Origin of the sequence: Sphingobium sp. SA916 (assembly GCF_002894065.1) — a bacterium.
Classification (GTDB): Bacteria; Pseudomonadota; Alphaproteobacteria; order Sphingomonadales; family Sphingomonadaceae; genus Sphingobium; species Sphingobium fuliginis.
Window position 1 is genome coordinate 54,517 of the sequence record NZ_LXYF01000038.1, and the last position, 18,568, is coordinate 73,084.

The window sequence follows — 18,568 nt, forward strand, 5'->3', positions numbered from 1 at the left end:
TCAATTGCCTCCCGACAGGGTCTTGAGGTCGCCGGAACCGGTCGGCGCCTTTTCGCGATAGGTCGAAATCGCGCGGTTGGACGTGGCGGTGCGCAGATCGCTGTCGGTGGTCTGGCCGCGCACCAGATCCTCCGGATTGGCGATCATCGCGGCCAGATTGCCGTTCACGCCGCAGCCGAAATTGGTCGATGCGCCCAGTTGCTGGTCGGTTTCCGGCTTGTCCGACCAGTCGGGGCAGCCGGGCACGCTGGCGGTGGCGCGGCGCACGATCAGGCGCACGGCGCCCTGTGGCGCGGTGCCGGCGACGGCGGTGCCGTCTTCGCCCACCAGCATGCCGTGGCGCGCCACCACATCGGCTATGCCTTCGCGCAGGGCAGGGCTGTAATAGCCCGCATCCGTCGCCACGGCGACCTGATCGCCATAGCCAAGGCCGATGGAAACGAACCAGTCGTCCAGCCGGCGCGCCTCCGATGCGGTGAGGCCGCCATCGGGGCCCGCCTGCACATCATAGGTGAAGGCGGTGTGGCTGACGACCGGCTGATGGACCGACTGCACGCCGCGATTGGCGGCCTGGTCGGTCTGGCAGCCGGCGAGCGGCAGGGCCATCAGCGCGAGCGCGCCAAGGCGGACAAGGCCGGGGAGGACGGGGGTCTTGCGAGACTGGAAAGTCATGTCTTTCGTCCTTCGGATCAGAAGCTGAAGCCGGGCGCGGCGTCCTTCGAACGCTTGCCGGTGTCACGAGAGGCGACCGGCGGCAGAGCGGCCGAGCTTTGCGGACCCGGCGCGGGTGCCGGAGCGCCCGGCGCGCGGCTCGGCATGGGGGAACGGGCCCCGCTGACACCGTCGTGCATCTGCTGGAGGAACAGTCCCTGACCTTCATTGGCGTTGCGGAAACCGTCCGTCGGCAGGCGCACGTCCGAAGCATTCATCGGCTTCACCAGATAGGGGGTGACGAGAATAACGAGTTCCGTCTCGTTGCGCTGGAAGCTGCGCGACTTGAAGAGGCTCCCCAAGATCGGCAGATTGCCCAGGCCGGGAACCTTGTTGATATTGTTCGCCGTTTCGCTGCTCAAAAGCCCCGCGATCATGAAGGCCTGACCTGAACCCAGTTCCACCGTCGTTTCGGCGGTGCGGCTCTTGAGGGCCGGAACGCTGGAATCAACGGAGAAGTCCAAGCTCGACACGGTTGGGCGGACTCGCAGCGAAATGCGGCCATCAGCAAGTACGGTTGGTGTAAAGGCCAACTGCACGCCATATTGCTTGAACTCGATGCTGTTACCCTGCGTGCCATTGCTGATTGTGTAGGGATATTCGCCGCCTGCCAGGAAGCTGGCGGTTTCACCCGAGAGCGAGGTCAGGTTGGGTTGGGCCAAGGTGGTGGCAAGACCACTCGATTCCGCAAGGTCCAGAGCGGCACCGATGTCCATGCCCAGGATACGGGCGACGCCGCCGAGCGTGTAGCTGCCATCGTAGAGGTTGTTGAACGTCCCGCCGCCATCGGCATTGAAGGTCAGCGGATTACGGATGCCGCCGCCAATATTGCCGACGACCTTGCCCAGTCCAGGATCGCGGGAGGCAAGGCTGATGCCGATCTTATGGCCAACATCCTTGCTGACTTCGGCAATCTTGACCTGCAGGTTGACCTGAAGCGGCGTCGCGGTGCGCAGGCGGCTGACCACGGTCACTTCCTTGCCGACGAAGGCCTGGGTCAGCCTTTCGGCCTCCGCCGCATCTTCCGGCGCGGCGATGGTGCCGGTCAGCAGGACCATGCCGTTCATCTTGTTGACGGCGATGTCCGCGTTCGGCATCGCCAGCTTCAGCATGTCGTCGATGCTGGTCAGGTTGTTGCCGACCCGCACCGTCCCGGAAAACAGCACCTTGCCGTTCGTCGCCGTCGCGAAGACGGTGGTTTCGCCTGCCTTCTTCGCGATCAGGTAAAGCTGGTTCTGCGAACGGACGTGAACGTCGACCACATCCGGATCGCCGATCACCACGTCCGACATCTTGGCCGGCAGGTTGATGACCTTGCTGCCGCCCACGGAGAGCAGGATCGCATTGTCCTGCATGGAGGCAGGCGCGGCGTTGAGCGCGGTGGTCGGCGCGGCCGCGGCTGCAACCGCCAGGCCGAGCGCGATTGCGGGGCCGAGCAGCGGCTTGGCCGCAAGAGCCGAGAGGGTGTGCGGCCTGGCCGCACGGGTGTGAACAGTGAACCCCTTCATCTTACTTCCCCCCGACCGGAACGACGGTCACGCTGGTTCCGCGGGCGACGCGGATTACCGGCCCCTGGCCGACAATGCCTCCGCCGACCGGCGCGCCGATGACGGGAGAGCCGCCAGCAGCCATCGCCTGCAAAGGCTTGGCGGGGACGCTGCTGCGCTGATAGCGCGAGACGTCGGCGCCTGTGGAATAGGTGCTGCCCTTGTCGACGGGGCGAGCGGCGATGCTGGCCAGCAGCTTCTTTTCCGCATTGGGATTGCTGCCGTCCGGCAGGTCGACGTCGCTGCCGGCAATGGCCGCGTCCAGTTCGGAACTGTTGTCCGCGAGCGAGCGCAGCGAGAGCGAGAGCGAGCCGATGGTCTGGGCCACCGCGATCTTCTCCGCAATCTTCGGCGTCACTTCGATGGTGACGTTGGAATAGGTCTGAACCACCGGCTTGCCGTCGGCACCCAGCGCGTCCATGCGCTGATCGGTGGCGAGCACGCGCAGGTTGCGCAGGATGGTTTCAGAGACCTTGAGCGGTTCGCCTTCGCCGCCGCCGCTGACGCTCTGCGTCAGCATCAGGTCGACGCGGTCGCCCGGAAAGACGAAGCCCGCCACTGAATTCTGCGCCGACACCGGCACGGTCACGGCGCGCATGCCCGGCCCGAGGGCCGCGGCCAGGAAACCGCGATCGCCCGGCTTGATCACCGACCCCAGGGTCATCGGCTGGCCGGCGGAAATGGCGGTGCGGATGACGCTGCCCACCAGCTTCTGCGGATCGGCCTGGCCCTTGATATAATAGGCCTGCTCGACCAGATCCTTGGGCCAGGGCTGGAAGCGGAAGCTCTCCGCATCCAGGATGGTGCCCACCGGCAGGGCCTTGGTCGCGACCAGCACATGGGGCTGGTCAGCCTCGACCGGCATGGACGAGGCGCCTGCTTGCGGTGCGCTCGACGAACTCAGCATGTTGCGTGCAAGCAGGGCTGTAGTGACCGCTATGATCAGCGCCCCCACCAGCAGCACGATCTTCTTGGCATCCATGATGAAATTCGCCTCCCTCAATCGGACGAGTTGCGCCCGAGCCCCCGTTTATTCACGCAAATTGGTTAATATATCGTTCGCCAAGCAGCCAAAGCGCCGCGAACGAGATGGCGATGCCATAGGGGATTTGCGGCTGGCCCAGCCGCCGGGTCATGCGATGGTGCACGACGGTCACGATGGTGACGATGCCCCCCAGCACCGCCATCAGCATCAGCATCGACAGGGTCGCCTGCCATGGAAACCAGAGCGCCAGCGCGCCCAGCAGCTTCACGTCGCCGCCGCCCATGCAGCCGAGCGCGAACAGGGCGGCGAACGCCATGAACACGATCAGCGCCACCAGCAGCTGCACCGCCATACCCGGCCAGAAGGGCAGGCCGCAGGCCAGCCACCAGAGCGGCGCCAGCGCGGCCACCGTCAGGTTGAGCCGGTTGGAGATGATGCGCGACCGCAAATCGGTGACGGACGCCACGATCAGCAGCACTGTCAGGGCGCCGATCAGCGCCATTTGGAAAATATCCCCCGTCATGGGTTCGAAACTATAGACCGCATGGCTTACCAAAGCGTAACCATGCGGCGCATGGATTCGCCCCGTTTCGTTCCCGTTGCTTTCGACCGGCGCGCCTGGCCGATGGACGGGCGGCTCGATTACTGGACCGCGCCGGATGGCTGGCGCCTTCGCCGCTACCGGCTGGGCGAAGGTCGTCGCGGCCGGATGCTGGTGCTGGGCGGACGCGGCGACATGATCGAGAAATATCTTGAGGTCATCCGCCACTGGGCCGACCGGGGCTGGGCGGTCACCGGCTTCGACTGGCGCGGTCAGGGCGGATCGGGCCGCACGACCGGCGATCCGCTATGCGGCCATATCGACGATTTCGGACAGTGGATCGCCGACCTTGAAGCCTTCGCCACCGATTGGCGCGGGCAGGGGGTGGGGCCGAGCGTGATCGTCGGTCACAGCATGGGCGGCCATCTGTTGCTGCGCGCGCTGGCGGAGGGGATGGCTCCGCCCGATGCCGCCGTGACGGTCGCGCCGATGATGGGACTGCACACCGCGCCCCTGCCGCGCTGGCTGGCGGTGGCCATTGCCGAAGCGATGTGCGCCCTGGGCTTTGCCGAAAAGCAGGCGTGGACGCAGAAGGAGGAGTCGGAACGCCAGCGGCGCATGCGGCAGAAGCGGCTGACCCACGATCCCGAACGCTATGCCGATGAGCTGTGGTGGCGCGACCATAGCAGGGAGGTGGCGCTGGGCCCGCCGAGCTGGAAGTGGGTGGCGCAGGCGCTGCATTCGACCCGCGCGCTGGAGCAGGGGCGCGCGATCGAGCGGATTGCCATGCCCCTGCTCATCCTGGCGGCGCGGACCGACCGGCTCGTCTCCACGCCTGCCATCGCCCGGATCGCGGCGCGGATTGCCGGCGCGCGGCTGCATGTCTATGGGCGGGAGGCCGCGCACGAGATATTGCGGGAGCTGGACCCGGTGCGGCTGGATGCCCTGGCGCGGATCGATTGCTTTCTGGATGAAGTCGCCCCCGACCGGGCCGGACTGGAATGAACCGGCCCGACATCGTGATTGTCGGCGGCGGGATCGCCGGGGCGAGCCTTGGCGCGGTGCTGGCGGACCGTGCCAGCGTGCTGATGCTGGAGATGGAGCCGAGCGCCGGCTATCACGCGACGGGGCGGGCGGTTTCCTTCTGGGAGGAGACCTATGGCGGGCTGGCGGTTCAGCCCCTGACCACGGCGTCGGGACCGATGCTGGCCGCGCCCGATCCGGACTTTTCCGACACCCCTTTCCTGACGCCGCGCCGGACGTTGCATATCGGGCGGGCAGGCGATGCGGCGGCGCGGGACCGCCTGCTGGAGCAGTTCGGCGGCAAGGTGGACCTGGTTCCGGTCGAGCCTGCCGGGCTTGTCCCCGGACTGCGGCCGGAATGGACGCTGGGCGTGCTGGAGCCGGGTGTGTGCGACATCGACGTGGCGGCGTTGCATCAGGCCTGGTTGCGGCTGTTCCGTCGCCTGGGCGGCGAGGTGCGGCTGGCGACGGCGTTGCGGCGTGCCGAGGCGCGGGACGGCGGCTGGCGGGTCGAAACGGACAGGGGCGCGATCGATTGCAGGATGATCGTCAACGCGGCGGGGGCCTGGGCGGACGATGTGGCCCGGGCCTGCGGGGTCGCGCCGATTGGCATTGCGCCGCTGCGGCGGACAGTGGTGCAGTTGCGCGTGCCTGCCATGCCTGCGGCCGATCTGCCGCTGGTCATGGACCTTGCCTCGCAATTCTATTTCAAGCCGGAGGGGGAGGGCCGGGTCTGGCTCACGCCCCATGACGAGGAGCCTTCGCCGCCCTGCGACGCCGCGCCGGAGGAAATGGCGGTGGCGGAAGCGATCGCCCGCTTCGAGGCAGTGGTCGACTGGCCGGTCGAGGCGGTGGAACGCAAATGGGCCGGGCTGCGCAGCTTCTCCCGCGACCGGGCGCCGGTCTATGGCTTCGATCCGGCGGCGCGGGGCTTTTTCTGGTTTGCGGGGCAGGGCGGGTTCGGCATCCAGACCTCGCCCGCTGCGGCCTTGCTGGGCGCTGCCCTTCTCAGGGGAGAGGCTTTGCCGCCGCAGATCATGGGGATCGATCCGGCGCCTTATTCTCCGGCGCGGTTCCGTTAGTTCAGCCTGCTTCCTTCATGCCGGGCCGTGTCAAAACCCGTCGGCTCGCCAGCCCCATCATGGCAAAGCCCGCGATCGCGGCGACGATATTCGCGCTTGCCGCCCCGACCGTGCCATAGATCGGCAACAAGGCCGCCTGCATCCCCAGCAGCAAGGCGGTCGAAACCAGCGTGATGCGCAGCGACAGGCTGGCCCGGTCGGTCGCCATCAGCAGCGGACGATAGCTCACCCCGACCAGGTCGATGCAGGCCGCGATCCCCAGCAGCAGCAGCAGCGGATAGGCCGGCAGAAATGCCTTGCCGGCGATCAGCCCCAGCAGCGGATGGCCGATGGTCAGGATGAGGGCGATGATCACGGCCCCTGCGATCAGCGCCAGCCGGTTGGTCCGCCGGAACAGTGTACCCAGCGCCTCATGGCCATGGCTGGAATGGGTGCGGCTCAGTTCCACGAAGATGCTGCGGGAGAGCAGGCTGGAAATCTTTGTCAGGGAATTGGCGAGCTGGTTGGCAAGCCGGTAGAGGCCAGCCCCCGCCGGTCCCACGAACAGGCCGACCACCAGCACGGCCACCTGCTGGCCCACGGATGACAGGGTCGTCTGCAAATTGGTGGCGGTGAGAAAGCCGACGATGCCGGGATTTTCCCTGCGCGCGTCCAGCGCCCGGCCGGACCGCCAGCGCCCCAGCCTTTCGCCCCCGACGCGCAGCGCCAGCCACCAATAGCTGATCGCGCAGAGCAGTTCGGCGGCGCCCCAGGCGATCAGGAAGCCGGTGACATCGGGCATCAGCACCCAGGCCAGCCCGGCGCCGATCATCCGCCCGACCGGGATCATGGTTTCGGCAAAGGCGCCCGAATCGAACCGGTCGAACAGCCGCAGCACGCCGGTCGGGCTGGAGCGGATGGTGATCATCATCACCATGCAGAAGATCCAGGCCTGCCACCCCATGCCCGCCGACAATTCCATCAGCGGTCCGAAAGCGAGGATGATGAAGGCCGCGATCAGCCCGCCCGCCACGGCGGAGCCAAGGTCGATCAGGATGCAGAAGCGCAGCACCCGGTTCAGCGCATCGCCGTCGCCCGCGGCCAGATGCGGCTGGCCATAGCGCACGACGATCTGCCAGCTGTCGAAGCTCATCAGGGTCTTGATGACGTTGGCGGCGCTCAGCACCAGCGCGAACCGGCCGAAATCCGCGACGCCCAGCGTTCGCGTGACGATGGCCAGATAGGCAAGGCTCAGCACCGCGCCCACGCCCTTGCCGCCCAGCAGCCAGCCGGTATTCGCCAGGATGCGGGCGAAGCCTTCCTGAGCGCCAGCCGATCCGCGCTTGCTCGTCACTTGGGTTCCGGCCTTTCCTGATCGCCGACCGACCGGCGCGGGTCTATCTAGGATTGGGCCGGCTGTGATGCAACATGGCCTGTCCATCGGCCTGTCTTTGCTTTAATGGCCCGACGCATGACTATCTCGAAAGCCATCATCCTTTCCGCAGGCCAGGGATCGCGCCTGCTTCCGCTGACCCGCGACGTGCCCAAATGCATGATCGACTTCAACGGCCGCACCCTCATCAGCTGGCAGGTCGCCGCGCTGGTGGCCAATGGCGTGACCGACATCGTCGTCGTCACCGGTTTCCGCACCGAACGGGTGGAGGATCATGCGCTGCAACTCTATCGCGACACCGGCGCGCGCATCCGCACGGTCTTCAACCCCTTCTTTCAGGTGGCGGACAATCTCGGCACCTGCTGGATCGTGCGGGAGGAGATGGATCGGGACTTCATCATCCTGAACGGCGACACCATCGTTTCGGACGAGATCGTCGGCAAGCTGATCGCGGGGGCGGAGGACGCCATCACCGTGACCGTGGACGTCAAGCCCGGCGATTATGACGATGACGACATGAAGGTGAACCGGGACGAGACCGGCCGCCTGCTTGCCATCGGCAAGCGGCTGCTGCCCCATGACACCAATGCCGAATCCATCGGCATGCTGGCCTTCAAGGGCGAGGGGCCGGCGATCTTCCGCAACCAGATCGACCAGATGATGCGCACGCCCGAGGGCGTCGAGCGCTGGTATCTGCGCGCCATCGACATCATCGCCAAGGGCAACCGCGTCGGCACCGTCTCCATCGAGGGGCTGGACTGGCAGGAAGTCGACTTCCCGCAGGATGTGGAGGCGGCGAAGAGGCTCACCGCCCGCTGGCTGGCCGAGGGGCGTTACGCGAAATAGGGCCTGAGCCAGCCCGTCAGCGCGGCGATCTGATCGGGGTCGAGCTTCACCGCGCTGCCAAGGTCGGGCTGTCCCGGCCATCCGGCGTCCGTTATCCGCAGGCCCTCATGCTCGCGGCTGCCCTCATGGCGGGGCAGCACATGGAAATGGACGTGTGGGTCCACCATCATTAGCATCAGATAATTGATCTTCTGGAAGTCGACTGCCTGAGCCAGCGCGCTTTCTATTGCCTTGGTGGCAACCGCCAGTTCGGCATGCGCTTCCGCCGGCAGGTCGCCAAAGGCCGTGGCATCGGACTTCGCCGCCAGCACCAGCGATCCGAGCGTCGGCTGGGCGGGGCGCAGCAACACCAGCCAATGCGCGAACTCCGCGATCAGGGTCGCGGGATAGCCGAATTTCTCGATGGTCGCGTTCATGCCCTTGCCTCCATCCAACTGACGATGGGCCGCCCGGAGCGCTTCACGCCATAGGCCTGCATCAGCCGCACCGCATGGACGCCCAGCGAGATGATCGTCCACCAGGCGAGCGCGATCAGCCCGATGTCCGGCCGCCCGGCCAGCAGCGCGACGAACAGGATCACCATATTCGGGTTGCGCCGCGCGGTGATCAGCCGGAACCAGCTATCGAACCGGCCCCAGACATGGATGTCCATGCCGAAATCCTTGATGAACATCCCCTCGATCAGCCGCTGGAGCACATAGCCCGCGATCACGGCCGCCATCACCAGCGCGAAAGTCTGCGTCGGCAGCGCCAGCCCCCAGGCCGACAGCCCCACGCCCCAGAAATACCACCAGAAGGGCGGATGGATCAGGTCGACGCCATGGTCCGCCACATTGCCCCATTTGGACGAGGTGATGGTGCAGCGGGCCAGCTTCCCGTCCACCGTGTCCAGCACCATGAAGACGAAGCCGGCAAGCATGCCAGTCCAGTAAAGCCCCTGGGCGAAGAACCAGGTCGCCAGCACGCACAGCGTCGCGCCGATGGCCGTCACCATATTGGGCGTCATGCCGATGGAGGCGGCCAGCCGCGTCAGCCACAGCGCCAATTCGGGCCAGAGATATTTGGTCAGCAGGTCGGTGACGCCCTTATAGGCGCCGAAATAGCTTTGCCGTTCGATGCCGCGCCGGGTCGCGGGCGTCAGTTCCCGGACGAAGGGCTGCTCCAGCTTGCGGAGCTGCCGGTTATAGAGCTTCCGCCCATCCGACAGATCGACGACATGCGGCGCGCTCAGCGGATCGCTGCCTGCCGGCACTTGCCCGACGATCGGTACCGCGCCCCAGGCGAAGACCGTCCCCGGCTCCTCCAGCACCAGCCGCAGCAGCATCGGATCGAAGGCGTAGCTCAGGTTGAACAGCAGTTCTTGCCCCTCGGCCAATGCGCTGCCGTTCTTCGCCGCGCTTTCGGCCATGCGGCGGCAGCGCTCGGCATTGGACATGCCCCAGATACGGGTCGCATTGTCGCCCAGCAGCCGCACCGGCCCCAGCGCGGTCATGATCGTCTGCGTCATGCGGCGGCGGTCCTTTCGGATTTCCGGGCGAAATCGAGGATGAGGTCGGCCTGCCTTTCGGAAGCGGGCGTGGGCGATCGGTCGATGGAATCGGACATGGCCGCTTCCTGAGCATCAACGAACCCGGCTTGCAAGTCCGCCGCGCGATCAAGCGCCTGTGGCAGGGCGCCCATATCCTCGATCACCTGTCCCAGCCGCCAATGGGCAAAGGCCTCATCGCCGCGCCAGTCGCGCCGGTCGAGATTGAGGAAGATGCAGGGGCGGGGATGGAGCAGATATTCATAGACCTGACTCGACACGTCGCCCAGATAGACGTCCGCGCTCATCGTATAGCTCATGTCGATGGAATGACGGCTGCCCATGTCGACGCGGATATGGGGCGCCGTCGTGCGGATCGGCGCGGTGCGGCAGGCAAGCTTGGTATGGGGGGCGATGATGACGTTCCACCCCTCCAGCGCTTCCAGCGCCGCCAGCACCTCCGGCCCATGGCGAGGCCAGGACGACAATTCGGCATCGAAATGCGGATTGTAGAGCAGCACCGGCCGGTCATTGTCGAAAAAGCGTTGCCGCGCGGCCTTCAGCTCGAACTTCGCATAGCCGCCGACCGCGCAATCCTGTGCCGTGCAGAGCCCGCGGTCGATCAGCCGCCGCCGGTCCTTCTCGCCCGCGACCAGCGTCAGGTCGAAGGCGGAATGGCGCGCCTTGTACCCGCCCTCCCGGTCGCCCGCGCCATGCTTGATCTGGATCATGCGGGCGGAAAAGCCGGGCATGGTGCGCAGCCAGCCGCTGGAAATCTCCGTCGTCACCAACAGGGGAAAGCGGCGGACCGTCGCATAGTTCAGCATCAGCGTCAGGAAACGCGACGGCTGGCGGAACAGCGAGTCGGGTTGGGCGGGCGGCCTGCGCAGGCGGATGAGGTCCAGCGCGCCTTCCGGATCATAGCTGGCGACCAGATCCAGGATCAGGCGGGAGGGGGAAAGCACATGCACCTTCACCCCCGCCCGGCGCGACAGGGCAAGCGCGGCCGGCAGCCAGTGATAGACCTGATGGGCTTCGGCAATGGCGAGGAAGGCGATGTCGGTCGGCAACGGGCTGGCTCTCCAGGGTGTGCCGCGCCGTAGCGATCAGGACCGCCACAAATCAAGCAACCCGTTTTTTGCATTGCGTCAGTGCTGGACCTTTGCAGATTTTTTGTTATGCGCAACGCCGACTGAAGGATTATCCGAAGAGGCTTGACGAGCAATGGCCGAATTTTCGCTGCCCAAGAACAGCAAGATCAGCGCCAAGGGCGTAACCCACAAGGCGCCCGACGGCGCGACGAACGTCAAGAGCTTCAAGGTCTATCGCTACGATCCCGACTCCGGGCAGAATCCGCGCTACGACACGTTCGAGATCGATCTCGACAATTGCGGGCCGATGGTTCTGGACGCGCTGCTGAAGATCAAGAATGAATATGATCCGACGCTGACCTTCCGCCGTTCCTGCCGCGAGGGCATTTGCGGTTCCTGCTCGATGAACATGAACGGCCGCAACGGCCTGGCCTGCACCACCTCGATCGAGGAATGCGCGGGCAAGGAAGTGCGCGTCACGCCGCTGCCGCACATGGACGTCATCAAGGATCTGGTCCCCGACTTCACCCATTTCTACGCCCAGTACAACAGCATCAAGCCCTGGCTGCAAACCGTCAGCCCGGCGCCCAGCGGCAAGGAACGGCTCCAGTCGCCCGCCGACCGCGAGAAGCTGGACGGCCTCTATGAGTGCATCCTGTGCGCCTGCTGCTCGACCTCCTGCCCCAGCTACTGGTGGAACAGCGACAAGTTCCTGGGCCCGGCGATCCTGCTCCAGGCCTATCGCTGGCTGGCCGACAGCCGCGACGAATATACCGGCGAGCGTCTGGACGAGCTGGAGGATCCCTTCCGCCTCTATCGCTGCCACACCATCATGAACTGCGCGAATGTCTGCCCCAAGGGCCTGAGCCCGGCCAAGGCGATTGCGGAAACCAAGAAGATGATGGTCGAGCGGCAACTCTGACACGGTGAGCGACGGAGCGGGTCATCTGAGCCCGGTGGCCGAAGGGCCCTGGGCGGGCTGGTCGTGCTGGACCGACACGGCGCCGGGCACGTTCCTCGACTCGGCCATCGGCACCAGCTATTCGCGCAGCGATGCGGCGGGCAGGGCGACGGTCATGCTGGAAAGCCTGCCGTCGCACGCCAACCGGTTGGGAGCGCTGCATGGCGGCTTTCTCGCCGGATTTGCCGATCATGCCTATTTCGCGGCCCTGGCGGCGATGGGGCGTCCGGAACAGGCGGCGGCGGTGACCGTTGACCTCAGCATGCAATATTGTGGCTCCGGAAAGATCGGTCCCGTCCTGCGCGCGGAGGTCGAATTGCTGCGGGAGACGGGGCGGCTGATGTTCCTGCGCCTGACCATTTCCCAGGATGACGACCTGATCGCGGCATCCACCGCGACCGTGCGCAAGGCGCCCGAACCCAAGAAGCCGCTGCCAGGGTGAGCAGCGTCATCGCCCGTTACGACGCGCTCGTGGCCGCAGGCGAATTGCGGCCCGACCCCGACCAGCGGGCGGCGGCGATGCGCCTGGACCGGCTCCAGCAGGAACTGGAGGCGTCGCCGCCGCGCGGTTCGACCTTGTGGAGGCTGCTGCGAAAGGCGCCGGAACCGCCGCGCGGCCTTTACATGTGGGGCGGCGTCGGGCGCGGCAAGTCGATGCTGATGGACCTGTTCTTCGACACGGTGCATGTCCAGCGCAAGAAGCGCGCCCATTTCCACGAATTCATGCTCGATGTCCATGCCCGGCTGGCTGAGGCGCGCAAGTCGGAGACGGGCGACCCGATCCCCCCGGTCGTCGAGTCGCTGGCGGAGGAGGCGCGGCTGCTCTGTTTCGACGAGATGGTTGTCAACAATATGGCCGATGCCGCGATCATGTCGCGGCTCTTTACCGGCTTGCTGGAAAAGCGGGTGACGATCGTCACCACCTCCAACCGCGAGCCGGACGAACTCTACAAGAACGGTCTCAACCGCCAGCTTTTCCTGCCCTTCATCGACCTCATCAAGGCGAAGCTGGACGTCATGACCCTGAACGGTCCGACGGACTATCGCCGCGATCGCCTGGGCGATGCGACCCTGTGGCACGCGCCCAACGGTCCGGAAGCGACGAGGGCGCTGTCGGAAGCCTTTTTCCGCCTGACCGACTATCCGGTCGAAGACCGGGCGAAGGTTCCGGCCGAGGACATCAAGGTGCAGGGCGGCCGGACGCTGCATGTGCCCAAGAGCCTGAAGGGCGTCGCCGTCTTTTCCTTCAAGCGCCTCTGCGTCGAGGCCCGGGGCGCGCCGGACTATCTGGCGATCGCCCGCAAATATCACACCGTCATCATCGTCGGCATTCCGGTGCTGGGGCCGGAGAAACGCAATGAGGCCGCGCGTTTCGTGACGCTGATCGACGCGCTCTACGAATATAAGGTGAAACTGCTCGCCTCCGCCGATGCGGAACCGGCGCGTCTCTACCCGGAGGGCGATGGCGCGTTCGAGTTCGAGCGCACCGTATCCCGCCTGATGGAAATGCAGTCCGACGACTATCTGGCGCTGGGCCACGGCGAGAAATAATCTCGCTCCGTCGAATTCGCCATTGTCTGCTCTGGAAAAAAGGGTCCGCACGCTCCCATTGAAGGGAGGCGTGCGGCAGGTGGCCGCTGTGGGGAAGGGCCATGCGCTAGGGTAGGAGCGCGTGAGCGACAGAGGCGAAACGGCTATTAATGAAATTGCGAATGAATTGCAAAGATAAATTGGCATGCGGGCCTTTGCGCGGTTGAAACCTAGGGCGGATAGGCCTAAGCGCACTTTCAGTTCCGGTTTCTTGGCAATTCCAGTTTACGGCTTGGAGGATGATTGCATATGGCCCGTAAGAAGATCGCGCTTATCGGCGCTGGTAATATCGGTGGCACGCTCGCGCATCTGGCGGCTCTCAAGGGGCTTGGCGACATCGTCCTCTTCGACGTCGTCGAAGGCGTGCCGCAGGGCAAGGCGCTCGACCTGTCGCAATGCGCTTCGGTCGAAGGCTTCGATGCGAAGATCACCGGCTCCAACGATTATGCCGACATTGCGGGCGCGGACGTCATCATCGTCACCGCCGGCGTCGCCCGCAAGCCGGGCATGAGCCGCGACGACCTGCTGGGCATCAACCTCAAGGTCATGAAGGCCGTGGGCGAGGGCATCGCCGCCAACGCGCCCGACGCCTTCGTCATCTGCATCACCAACCCGCTCGACGCGATGGTGTGGGCGCTGCGCGAATTTTCCGGCCTGCCGCACAACAAGGTGGTCGGCATGGCGGGCGTGCTCGACTCGTCGCGCTTCAACCATTTCCTCGCGGAAGAATTCAACGTGTCGGCCAAGGACGTCACCAGCTTCGTGCTCGGCGGCCATGGCGACACGATGGTCCCGGTGATCGAATATTCGACCGTCGCGGGCATCCCGGTTCCCGACCTGATCAAGCAGGGCCGCTCGACCAAGGAGCGCATCGACGCCATCGTGCAGCGCACCCGTTCGGGCGGCGGCGAGATCGTCGCGCTGCTGAAGACCGGCTCGGCCTTCTATGCGCCGGCCACCAGCGCCATCGCCATGGCTGAAGCCTATCTGGGCGACAAGAAGCGCCTGCTGCCCTGCGCCGCCAACCTGACCGGCCAGTACGGCGTCGACAATCTCTATGTCGGCGTGCCCGTGATCATCGGCGCCGGCGGTGTCGAGCAGGTCGTCGAGATCGAACTGGACGACGAAGCCAAGGCGAACCTTCAGGTGTCGATCGACGCCGTCAAGGAACTGCTGGAAGCCTGCAAGGGCATCGATCCTTCGCTGGCCTGATCCGCAAACGAGCTTGCACCGGACCGTCCCAGGTAAGTGCGCAGCCTGGGGCGGTCCGCCTTTAGACCCAAAGTGCCACGTCCACAGAAAATGAAGGGACGCCCATGTCCATTCTGGTGAACAAGAACACCAAGGTCATCACCCAGGGTATGACCGGTGCCACCGGTACCTTCCACACCGAAACCGCCCTGGCCTATGGCACGCAGATGGTCGGCGGCGTCACGCCGGGCAAGGGCGGCACGACCCATATCGGCCTGCCCATGTTCGACACCGTGGCCGAAGCCAAGTTGAAGACCGGCGCCGATGCGTCGGTCATCTATGTTCCGCCGCCGTTCGCGGCCGACTCGATCCTGGAAGCGATCGACGCCGAAATCCCGCTGATCGTCTGCATCACCGAAGGCATTCCGGTGCTGGACATGGTGAAGGTGAAGCGCGCCCTTTCGGGTTCGAAGTCGCGCCTGATCGGCCCGAACTGCCCCGGCCTGCTGACGCCGGGCGAATGCAAGATCGGCATCATGCCGGGCAACATCTTCTCCAAGGGCAGCGTCGGCGTCGTCTCGCGCTCCGGCACGCTGACCTATGAAGCCGTGTTCCAGACCACCAATGCGGGCCTGGGCCAGACCACGGCCGTCGGCATCGGCGGCGATCCGGTGAACGGCACCAACTTCATCGACGTGCTGGAACTGTTCCTGGCCGACGACGCCACCGAATCGATCATCATGATCGGTGAAATCGGCGGCGACGCGGAAGAACAGGCCGCCCAGTTCCTGATCGACGAAGCGAAGAAGGGCCGCAAGAAGCCGATGGCCGGCTTCATCGCGGGCCGCACCGCGCCTCCGGGACGCCGCATGGGCCATGCCGGCGCGATCGTGTCGGGCGGCAAGGGCGACGCGGAGAGCAAGATCGCGGCGATGGAAGCAGCCGGCATCAAGGTTGCGGCGAGCCCCTCCGAACTCGGCACGACCCTGCTGGAAGTGCTGAAGGGCTGATCCAGCCATGGAGATGGCCGGGCTGCACCCCGGCCATCTGTTACCCCGCACCCGCGACTGCACGCGGTTGGCATGGGACGAGAGAAATGGGTTACGAAAACCAGGACTTCGAGATTGAGCGCGGGCCGAGCTGGGCGCGCACCAACTGGCCGCCGATCGACACCGACGACCTGACCGGGGCGCTTGACCCCACGCAGATGCAAGTGGCCGTGAAGGCCGCCGCCAAGGCCAGCGGCAAGGCGGTTTCGGATGCCGATGCCGTAAGTGCGGCTGACGATGCAATACGCGCGCAGATGTTGATCCGCACATATCGCGTACGTGGTCATCTGGCTGCCAATCTCGACCCGCTGGGGTTGACCCAACGCGATCTGCCGGCCGACCTGACGCCGGAATATCACGGCCTGAACGATCCGGACAAGAAGGTCTATCTGGGCGGCACGCTGGGCCTGCAATATGCGACCGTGCGTGAGATCGTGGCGATCCTGCGCGCCAATTATTGCGGCAATGTCGGCCTGGAATATATGCACATCGCGGACGTGGAGGAACGCCGTTTCCTGCAGGAGCGTCTGGAGGGCAAGGACAAGGAAATCCATTTCACGCCGGAAGGCAAGAAGGCGATCCTGGCCAAGGTGATCCACGCCGAGCAATATGAGAAGTTCCTGGGCCGCAAATATGTCGGCACCAAGCGCTTCGGCCTGGATGGCGGCGAATCGATGATCCCGGCGCTGGAAGCCATCATCAAATATGGCGGCGCGCAGGGCGTGCGCGAGATCGTCTATGGCATGGCGCATCGCGGCCGGCTGAACGTGCTCGCCAATGTGATGGCCAAGGGCTTCCGCGTCATCTTCCACGAATTTTCGGGCGGCACCGCCAATCCCGAGGATGTTGGCGGATCGGGCGACGTCAAATATCACCTCGGCACCTCGACCGACCGTGAGTTCGACGGCGTCAAGGTCCATATGTCGCTGGTTCCCAATCCGTCGCACCTCGAAACCGTCGATCCGGTGGTGCTGGGCAAGGTGCGCGCGCAGCAGACCTTCCGTGACGACCTCGCCAAGCATGAGCAGGTGCTGCCCGTGCTGATCCACGGCGACGCGGCCTTTGCGGGGCAGGGCATCGTCTGGGAATGCTTCGGCTTCTCCGGCGTGTCGGGCTATAATACCGGCGGCTGCATCCACTTCATCGTCAACAACCAGATCGGCTTCACGACCAGCCCGCAATTTTCGCGCGGTTCGCCTTATCCCAGCGATGTGGCGAAGGGCGTCCAGGCCCCGATCCTGCACGTCAATGGCGATGATCCGGAGGCGGTGACCTTCGCGTGCAAGCTGGCGATGGAATATCGCCAGACCTTCCACCGCGACATCGTGATCGACATGTGGTGCTATCGCCGCTTCGGTCACAATGAAGGCGACGAGCCGTCCTTCACCCAGCCGCAAATGTATGCGAAGATCCGTCAGCATCCGCCGGTCAGCGACGTCTATTCGGCGCGGCTGAAGGCGGAGGGCGTGGTCGACGATGATTTCGTCGCCCAGGTGACGGGCGACTTCGTCAACCATCTGGAGGAAGAGTTCGAGGCCGGCAAGAGCTACAAGCCCAACAAGGCCGACTGGTTCGCCGGTCGGTGGTCGGGCCTGCACAAGCCGGCCGATGCCGAAACGAGCCGCCAGAGCGTCGAGTCCGCCATCAGCCAGAAGCTGTTCGACAGCCTGGGCAAGACGCTGACGGCGATTCCGGAGGGCCTCAACGTCCACAAGACGCTGAAGCGCGTGATCGACGCCAAGGCCGAGATGTTCAAGTCCGGCGAGAATTTCGACTGGGCGACCGGCGAGGCGCTGGCCTTCGGATCGCTGCTGTCGGAAGGCTATGGCGTTCGTCTGTCGGGCCAGGACTCCGGGCGCGGCACCTTCAGCCAGCGGCACGCGGTTTGGACCGACCAGGATAGGGAGAACAAATATATCCCGCTCTCGACCGTGCCGCACGGCCGGTTCGAGGTGCTGGATTCGCCGCTCTCCGAATATGGCGTGCTGGGCTTCGAATATGGCTTCGCGCTGGCCGATCCGAAGAGCCTGGTGCTGTGGGAAGCGCAGTTCGGCGACTTCGCCAATGGCGCGCAGATCATCTTCGACCAGTATATCGCTTCGTCGGAGACCAAGTGGCTGCGGTCCAACGGCCTCGTCTGCCTGCTGCCGCACGGCTATGAAGGCCAGGGTCCCGAGCATAGCTCGGCCCGGCTGGAGCGCTATCTCCAGCTTTGCGCGGAAGGGAATATCCAGGTCGCGAACATCACGACCCCGGCCAATTACTTCCACGTCCTGCGTCGTCAGATGCTGCGGCCTTTCCGCAAGCCGCTGATCATCATGGCCCCCAAGTCGTTGCTGCGCCACAAGCTGGCGGTCAGCAAGGCGGAGGACTTCCTGGGCGAAACGCACTTCAAGCGCATCCTGTCGGACCCCAACGGGTCGGCCGACAAGGATACTCGCCGCCTGGTGCTCTGCTCCGGCAAGGTCTTCTACGACCTGATGGAGGCCCGCGACGCGGCTGGCGACACGGACGTGCAGATCGTTCGCATCGAACAGATCTACCCGTTCGCGACCGACGCCCTCGCCAAGCGCATCGAGCGCATGATACATCTGGAAGAGGTCGTCTGGTGTCAGGAGGAACCGCGCAACAACGGCGCCTGGTTCTTCGTGGAGCCCTATATCGAGGAAGCGCTGGCAGCCGCCGGCAAGGCGCCGATGCGCGCCCGCTATGCCGGCCGCAAGGCGTCGGCGTCGCCCGCCACGGGCCTCGCCAAGCGCCATGTCGCTGAGCAGGGCGCCCTCGTCGCCGATGCGCTGGGTCACAGCGTCCGTGAAGAAATCCGTCGCCAGAAGAAAGGCTGAACAAGCTCATGGCTACCGAAGTCAAAGTCCCCACCTTGGGTGAATCCGTTACCGAAGCAACCGTCGGCCAGTGGCTCAAGAAGCCCGGCGACGCCGTGAAGGCCGACGAGCCTATCGTCAGTCTTGAAACCGACAAGGTCGCGGTCGACGTGCCCGCGCCGGCCGCCGGCACGCTGGGCGACATCGTCGCCAAGGAAGGCGATACGGTCGA

At 65.3% G+C, this 18,568-nt stretch carries 18 protein-coding genes; 10 read left to right on the forward strand and 8 right to left on the reverse strand.

Annotated features, from left to right (window positions below; genetic code table 11):
• The 4 genes from A8G00_RS11775 to A8G00_RS11790 are packed head-to-tail and all read right to left on the reverse strand — an operon-like array spanning position 1 to position 3,766.
• Complete coding sequence (locus A8G00_RS11775; RefSeq protein ID WP_103000754.1) at positions 1–672, reverse strand: CpaD family pilus assembly protein; 672 nt, start codon at positions 670–672, stop codon at positions 1–3.
• Positions 673–689: 17 nt separating this feature from the next.
• The gene (locus A8G00_RS11780) at positions 690–2,219 is read right to left on the reverse strand and encodes a type II and III secretion system protein family protein (RefSeq protein ID WP_044661774.1); all 1,530 of its coding nucleotides are present in this window, start codon (positions 2,217–2,219) and stop codon (positions 690–692) included.
• A gap of 1 nt (position 2,220) precedes the next feature.
• Positions 2,221–3,240: a Flp pilus assembly protein CpaB gene (gene cpaB / locus A8G00_RS11785; RefSeq protein ID WP_048576167.1), complete on the reverse strand. Its 1,020-nt coding sequence runs from the start codon at positions 3,238–3,240 to the stop codon at positions 2,221–2,223.
• A 52-nt stretch (positions 3,241–3,292) separates the two neighbouring features.
• Positions 3,293–3,766, reverse strand: a complete 474-nt coding sequence (locus A8G00_RS11790) for a prepilin peptidase (protein ID WP_025547813.1) — start codon at positions 3,764–3,766, stop codon at positions 3,293–3,295.
• A 42-nt stretch (positions 3,767–3,808) separates the two neighbouring features.
• Here A8G00_RS11790 and A8G00_RS11795 point away from each other — a divergent pair, with 42 nt between their 5' ends.
• Both A8G00_RS11795 and A8G00_RS11800 read left to right on the forward strand, forming a co-directional pair.
• Positions 3,809–4,789, forward strand: coding sequence for an alpha/beta hydrolase (locus A8G00_RS11795; protein ID WP_103000755.1), 981 nt, complete (start codon positions 3,809–3,811; stop codon positions 4,787–4,789).
• A complete protein-coding gene (locus tag A8G00_RS11800) occupies positions 4,786–5,889 on the forward strand; it encodes an FAD-binding oxidoreductase (RefSeq protein WP_103000756.1) in 1,104 nt (367 codons plus the stop codon). The genes A8G00_RS11795 and A8G00_RS11800 overlap by 4 nt, the downstream gene beginning before the upstream one ends.
• A gap of 1 nt (position 5,890) precedes the next feature.
• Here the strand turns inward: A8G00_RS11800 and A8G00_RS11805 are convergent, their stop codons facing one another.
• Positions 5,891–7,222: a lipopolysaccharide biosynthesis protein gene (locus tag A8G00_RS11805; RefSeq protein WP_103000757.1), complete on the reverse strand. Its 1,332-nt coding sequence runs from the start codon at positions 7,220–7,222 to the stop codon at positions 5,891–5,893.
• A 117-nt stretch (positions 7,223–7,339) separates the two neighbouring features.
• On the opposite strand from A8G00_RS11805, the gene A8G00_RS11810 reads away from it, so the two are divergent.
• Positions 7,340–8,107: a sugar phosphate nucleotidyltransferase gene (locus A8G00_RS11810; RefSeq protein ID WP_103000758.1), complete on the forward strand. Its 768-nt coding sequence runs from the start codon at positions 7,340–7,342 to the stop codon at positions 8,105–8,107.
• Here the strand turns inward: A8G00_RS11810 and A8G00_RS11815 are convergent.
• From A8G00_RS11815 to A8G00_RS11825, 3 genes are read right to left on the reverse strand one after another with little or no spacing between them, the layout of a single operon-like run.
• Positions 8,095–8,523: an HIT family protein gene (locus A8G00_RS11815; RefSeq protein WP_103000759.1), complete on the reverse strand. Its 429-nt coding sequence runs from the start codon at positions 8,521–8,523 to the stop codon at positions 8,095–8,097. The two genes, A8G00_RS11810 and A8G00_RS11815, sit on opposite strands and share 13 nt — an antisense overlap.
• The gene (locus A8G00_RS11820) at positions 8,520–9,614 is read right to left on the reverse strand and encodes a CDP-alcohol phosphatidyltransferase family protein (protein WP_103000760.1); all 1,095 of its coding nucleotides are present in this window, start codon (positions 9,612–9,614) and stop codon (positions 8,520–8,522) included. Before A8G00_RS11820 ends, A8G00_RS11815 begins: the two co-directional genes overlap by 4 nt.
• Positions 9,611–10,702 (reverse strand): glycosyl transferase, encoded by a 1,092-nt coding sequence (locus tag A8G00_RS11825; protein WP_103000761.1) that lies wholly within the window; start codon positions 10,700–10,702, stop codon positions 9,611–9,613. The genes A8G00_RS11820 and A8G00_RS11825 overlap by 4 nt, the downstream gene beginning before the upstream one ends.
• 154 nt (positions 10,703–10,856) lie before the next feature.
• Here A8G00_RS11825 and A8G00_RS11830 point away from each other — a divergent pair, with 154 nt between their 5' ends.
• From A8G00_RS11830 to A8G00_RS11860, 7 genes are all read left to right on the forward strand, one after another.
• A complete protein-coding gene (locus A8G00_RS11830) occupies positions 10,857–11,645 on the forward strand; it encodes a succinate dehydrogenase iron-sulfur subunit (RefSeq protein ID WP_025547823.1) in 789 nt (262 codons plus the stop codon).
• Between the two features lie 34 nt (positions 11,646–11,679).
• Entirely contained in the window at positions 11,680–12,126 is a 447-nt protein-coding gene (locus A8G00_RS11835; protein ID WP_044663071.1) for a PaaI family thioesterase, read from the forward strand.
• Positions 12,123–13,235 carry a cell division protein ZapE gene (zapE, locus tag A8G00_RS11840; RefSeq protein ID WP_103000762.1) on the forward strand — a complete coding sequence of 371 codons (1,113 nt, stop codon included), beginning with the start codon at positions 12,123–12,125 and terminating at the stop codon, positions 13,233–13,235. Before A8G00_RS11835 ends, zapE begins: the two co-directional genes overlap by 4 nt.
• A gap of 288 nt (positions 13,236–13,523) precedes the next feature.
• Complete coding sequence (mdh, locus tag A8G00_RS11845; protein ID WP_044661781.1) at positions 13,524–14,486, forward strand: malate dehydrogenase; 963 nt, start codon at positions 13,524–13,526, stop codon at positions 14,484–14,486.
• Positions 14,487–14,590: 104 nt separating this feature from the next.
• Positions 14,591–15,475, forward strand: a complete 885-nt coding sequence (sucD, locus tag A8G00_RS11850; protein WP_103000763.1) for a succinate--CoA ligase subunit alpha — start codon at positions 14,591–14,593, stop codon at positions 15,473–15,475.
• Positions 15,476–15,561: 86 nt separating this feature from the next.
• Positions 15,562–18,357 (forward strand): 2-oxoglutarate dehydrogenase E1 component, encoded by a 2,796-nt coding sequence (locus A8G00_RS11855; protein WP_103000764.1) that lies wholly within the window; start codon positions 15,562–15,564, stop codon positions 18,355–18,357.
• A gap of 8 nt (positions 18,358–18,365) precedes the next feature.
• A partial coding sequence (locus tag A8G00_RS11860; protein ID WP_301182309.1) for a biotin/lipoyl-containing protein occupies positions 18,366–18,568 on the forward strand: 203 nt, incomplete at its 3' end.

Bases quoted from the DNA above. Each gene is read 5' to 3' on its own strand.
- A8G00_RS11775 (WP_103000754.1), bottom strand. From the start codon at position 672: ATGACTTTCCAGTCTCGCAAGACCCCCGTCCTCCCCGGCCTTGTCCGC.
- sucD (WP_103000763.1), top strand. From the start codon at position 14,591: ATGTCCATTCTGGTGAACAAGAACACCAAGGTCATCACCCAGGGTATG.
- A8G00_RS11815 (WP_103000759.1), bottom strand. From the start codon at position 8,523: ATGAACGCGACCATCGAGAAATTCGGCTATCCCGCGACCCTGATCGCG.
- A8G00_RS11790 (WP_025547813.1), bottom strand. From the start codon at position 3,766: ATGACGGGGGATATTTTCCAAATGGCGCTGATCGGCGCCCTGACAGTG.
- cpaB (WP_048576167.1), bottom strand. From the start codon at position 3,240: ATGGATGCCAAGAAGATCGTGCTGCTGGTGGGGGCGCTGATCATAGCG.
- A8G00_RS11795 (WP_103000755.1), top strand. From the start codon at position 3,809: ATGCGGCGCATGGATTCGCCCCGTTTCGTTCCCGTTGCTTTCGACCGG.
- A8G00_RS11830 (WP_025547823.1), top strand. From the start codon at position 10,857: ATGGCCGAATTTTCGCTGCCCAAGAACAGCAAGATCAGCGCCAAGGGC.
- A8G00_RS11855 (WP_103000764.1), top strand. From the start codon at position 15,562: ATGGGTTACGAAAACCAGGACTTCGAGATTGAGCGCGGGCCGAGCTGG.
- A8G00_RS11800 (WP_103000756.1), top strand. From the start codon at position 4,786: ATGAACCGGCCCGACATCGTGATTGTCGGCGGCGGGATCGCCGGGGCG.
- A8G00_RS11820 (WP_103000760.1), bottom strand. From the start codon at position 9,614: ATGACGCAGACGATCATGACCGCGCTGGGGCCGGTGCGGCTGCTGGGC.
- A8G00_RS11780 (WP_044661774.1), bottom strand. From the start codon at position 2,219: ATGAAGGGGTTCACTGTTCACACCCGTGCGGCCAGGCCGCACACCCTC.
- mdh (WP_044661781.1), top strand. From the start codon at position 13,524: ATGGCCCGTAAGAAGATCGCGCTTATCGGCGCTGGTAATATCGGTGGC.
- A8G00_RS11810 (WP_103000758.1), top strand. From the start codon at position 7,340: ATGACTATCTCGAAAGCCATCATCCTTTCCGCAGGCCAGGGATCGCGC.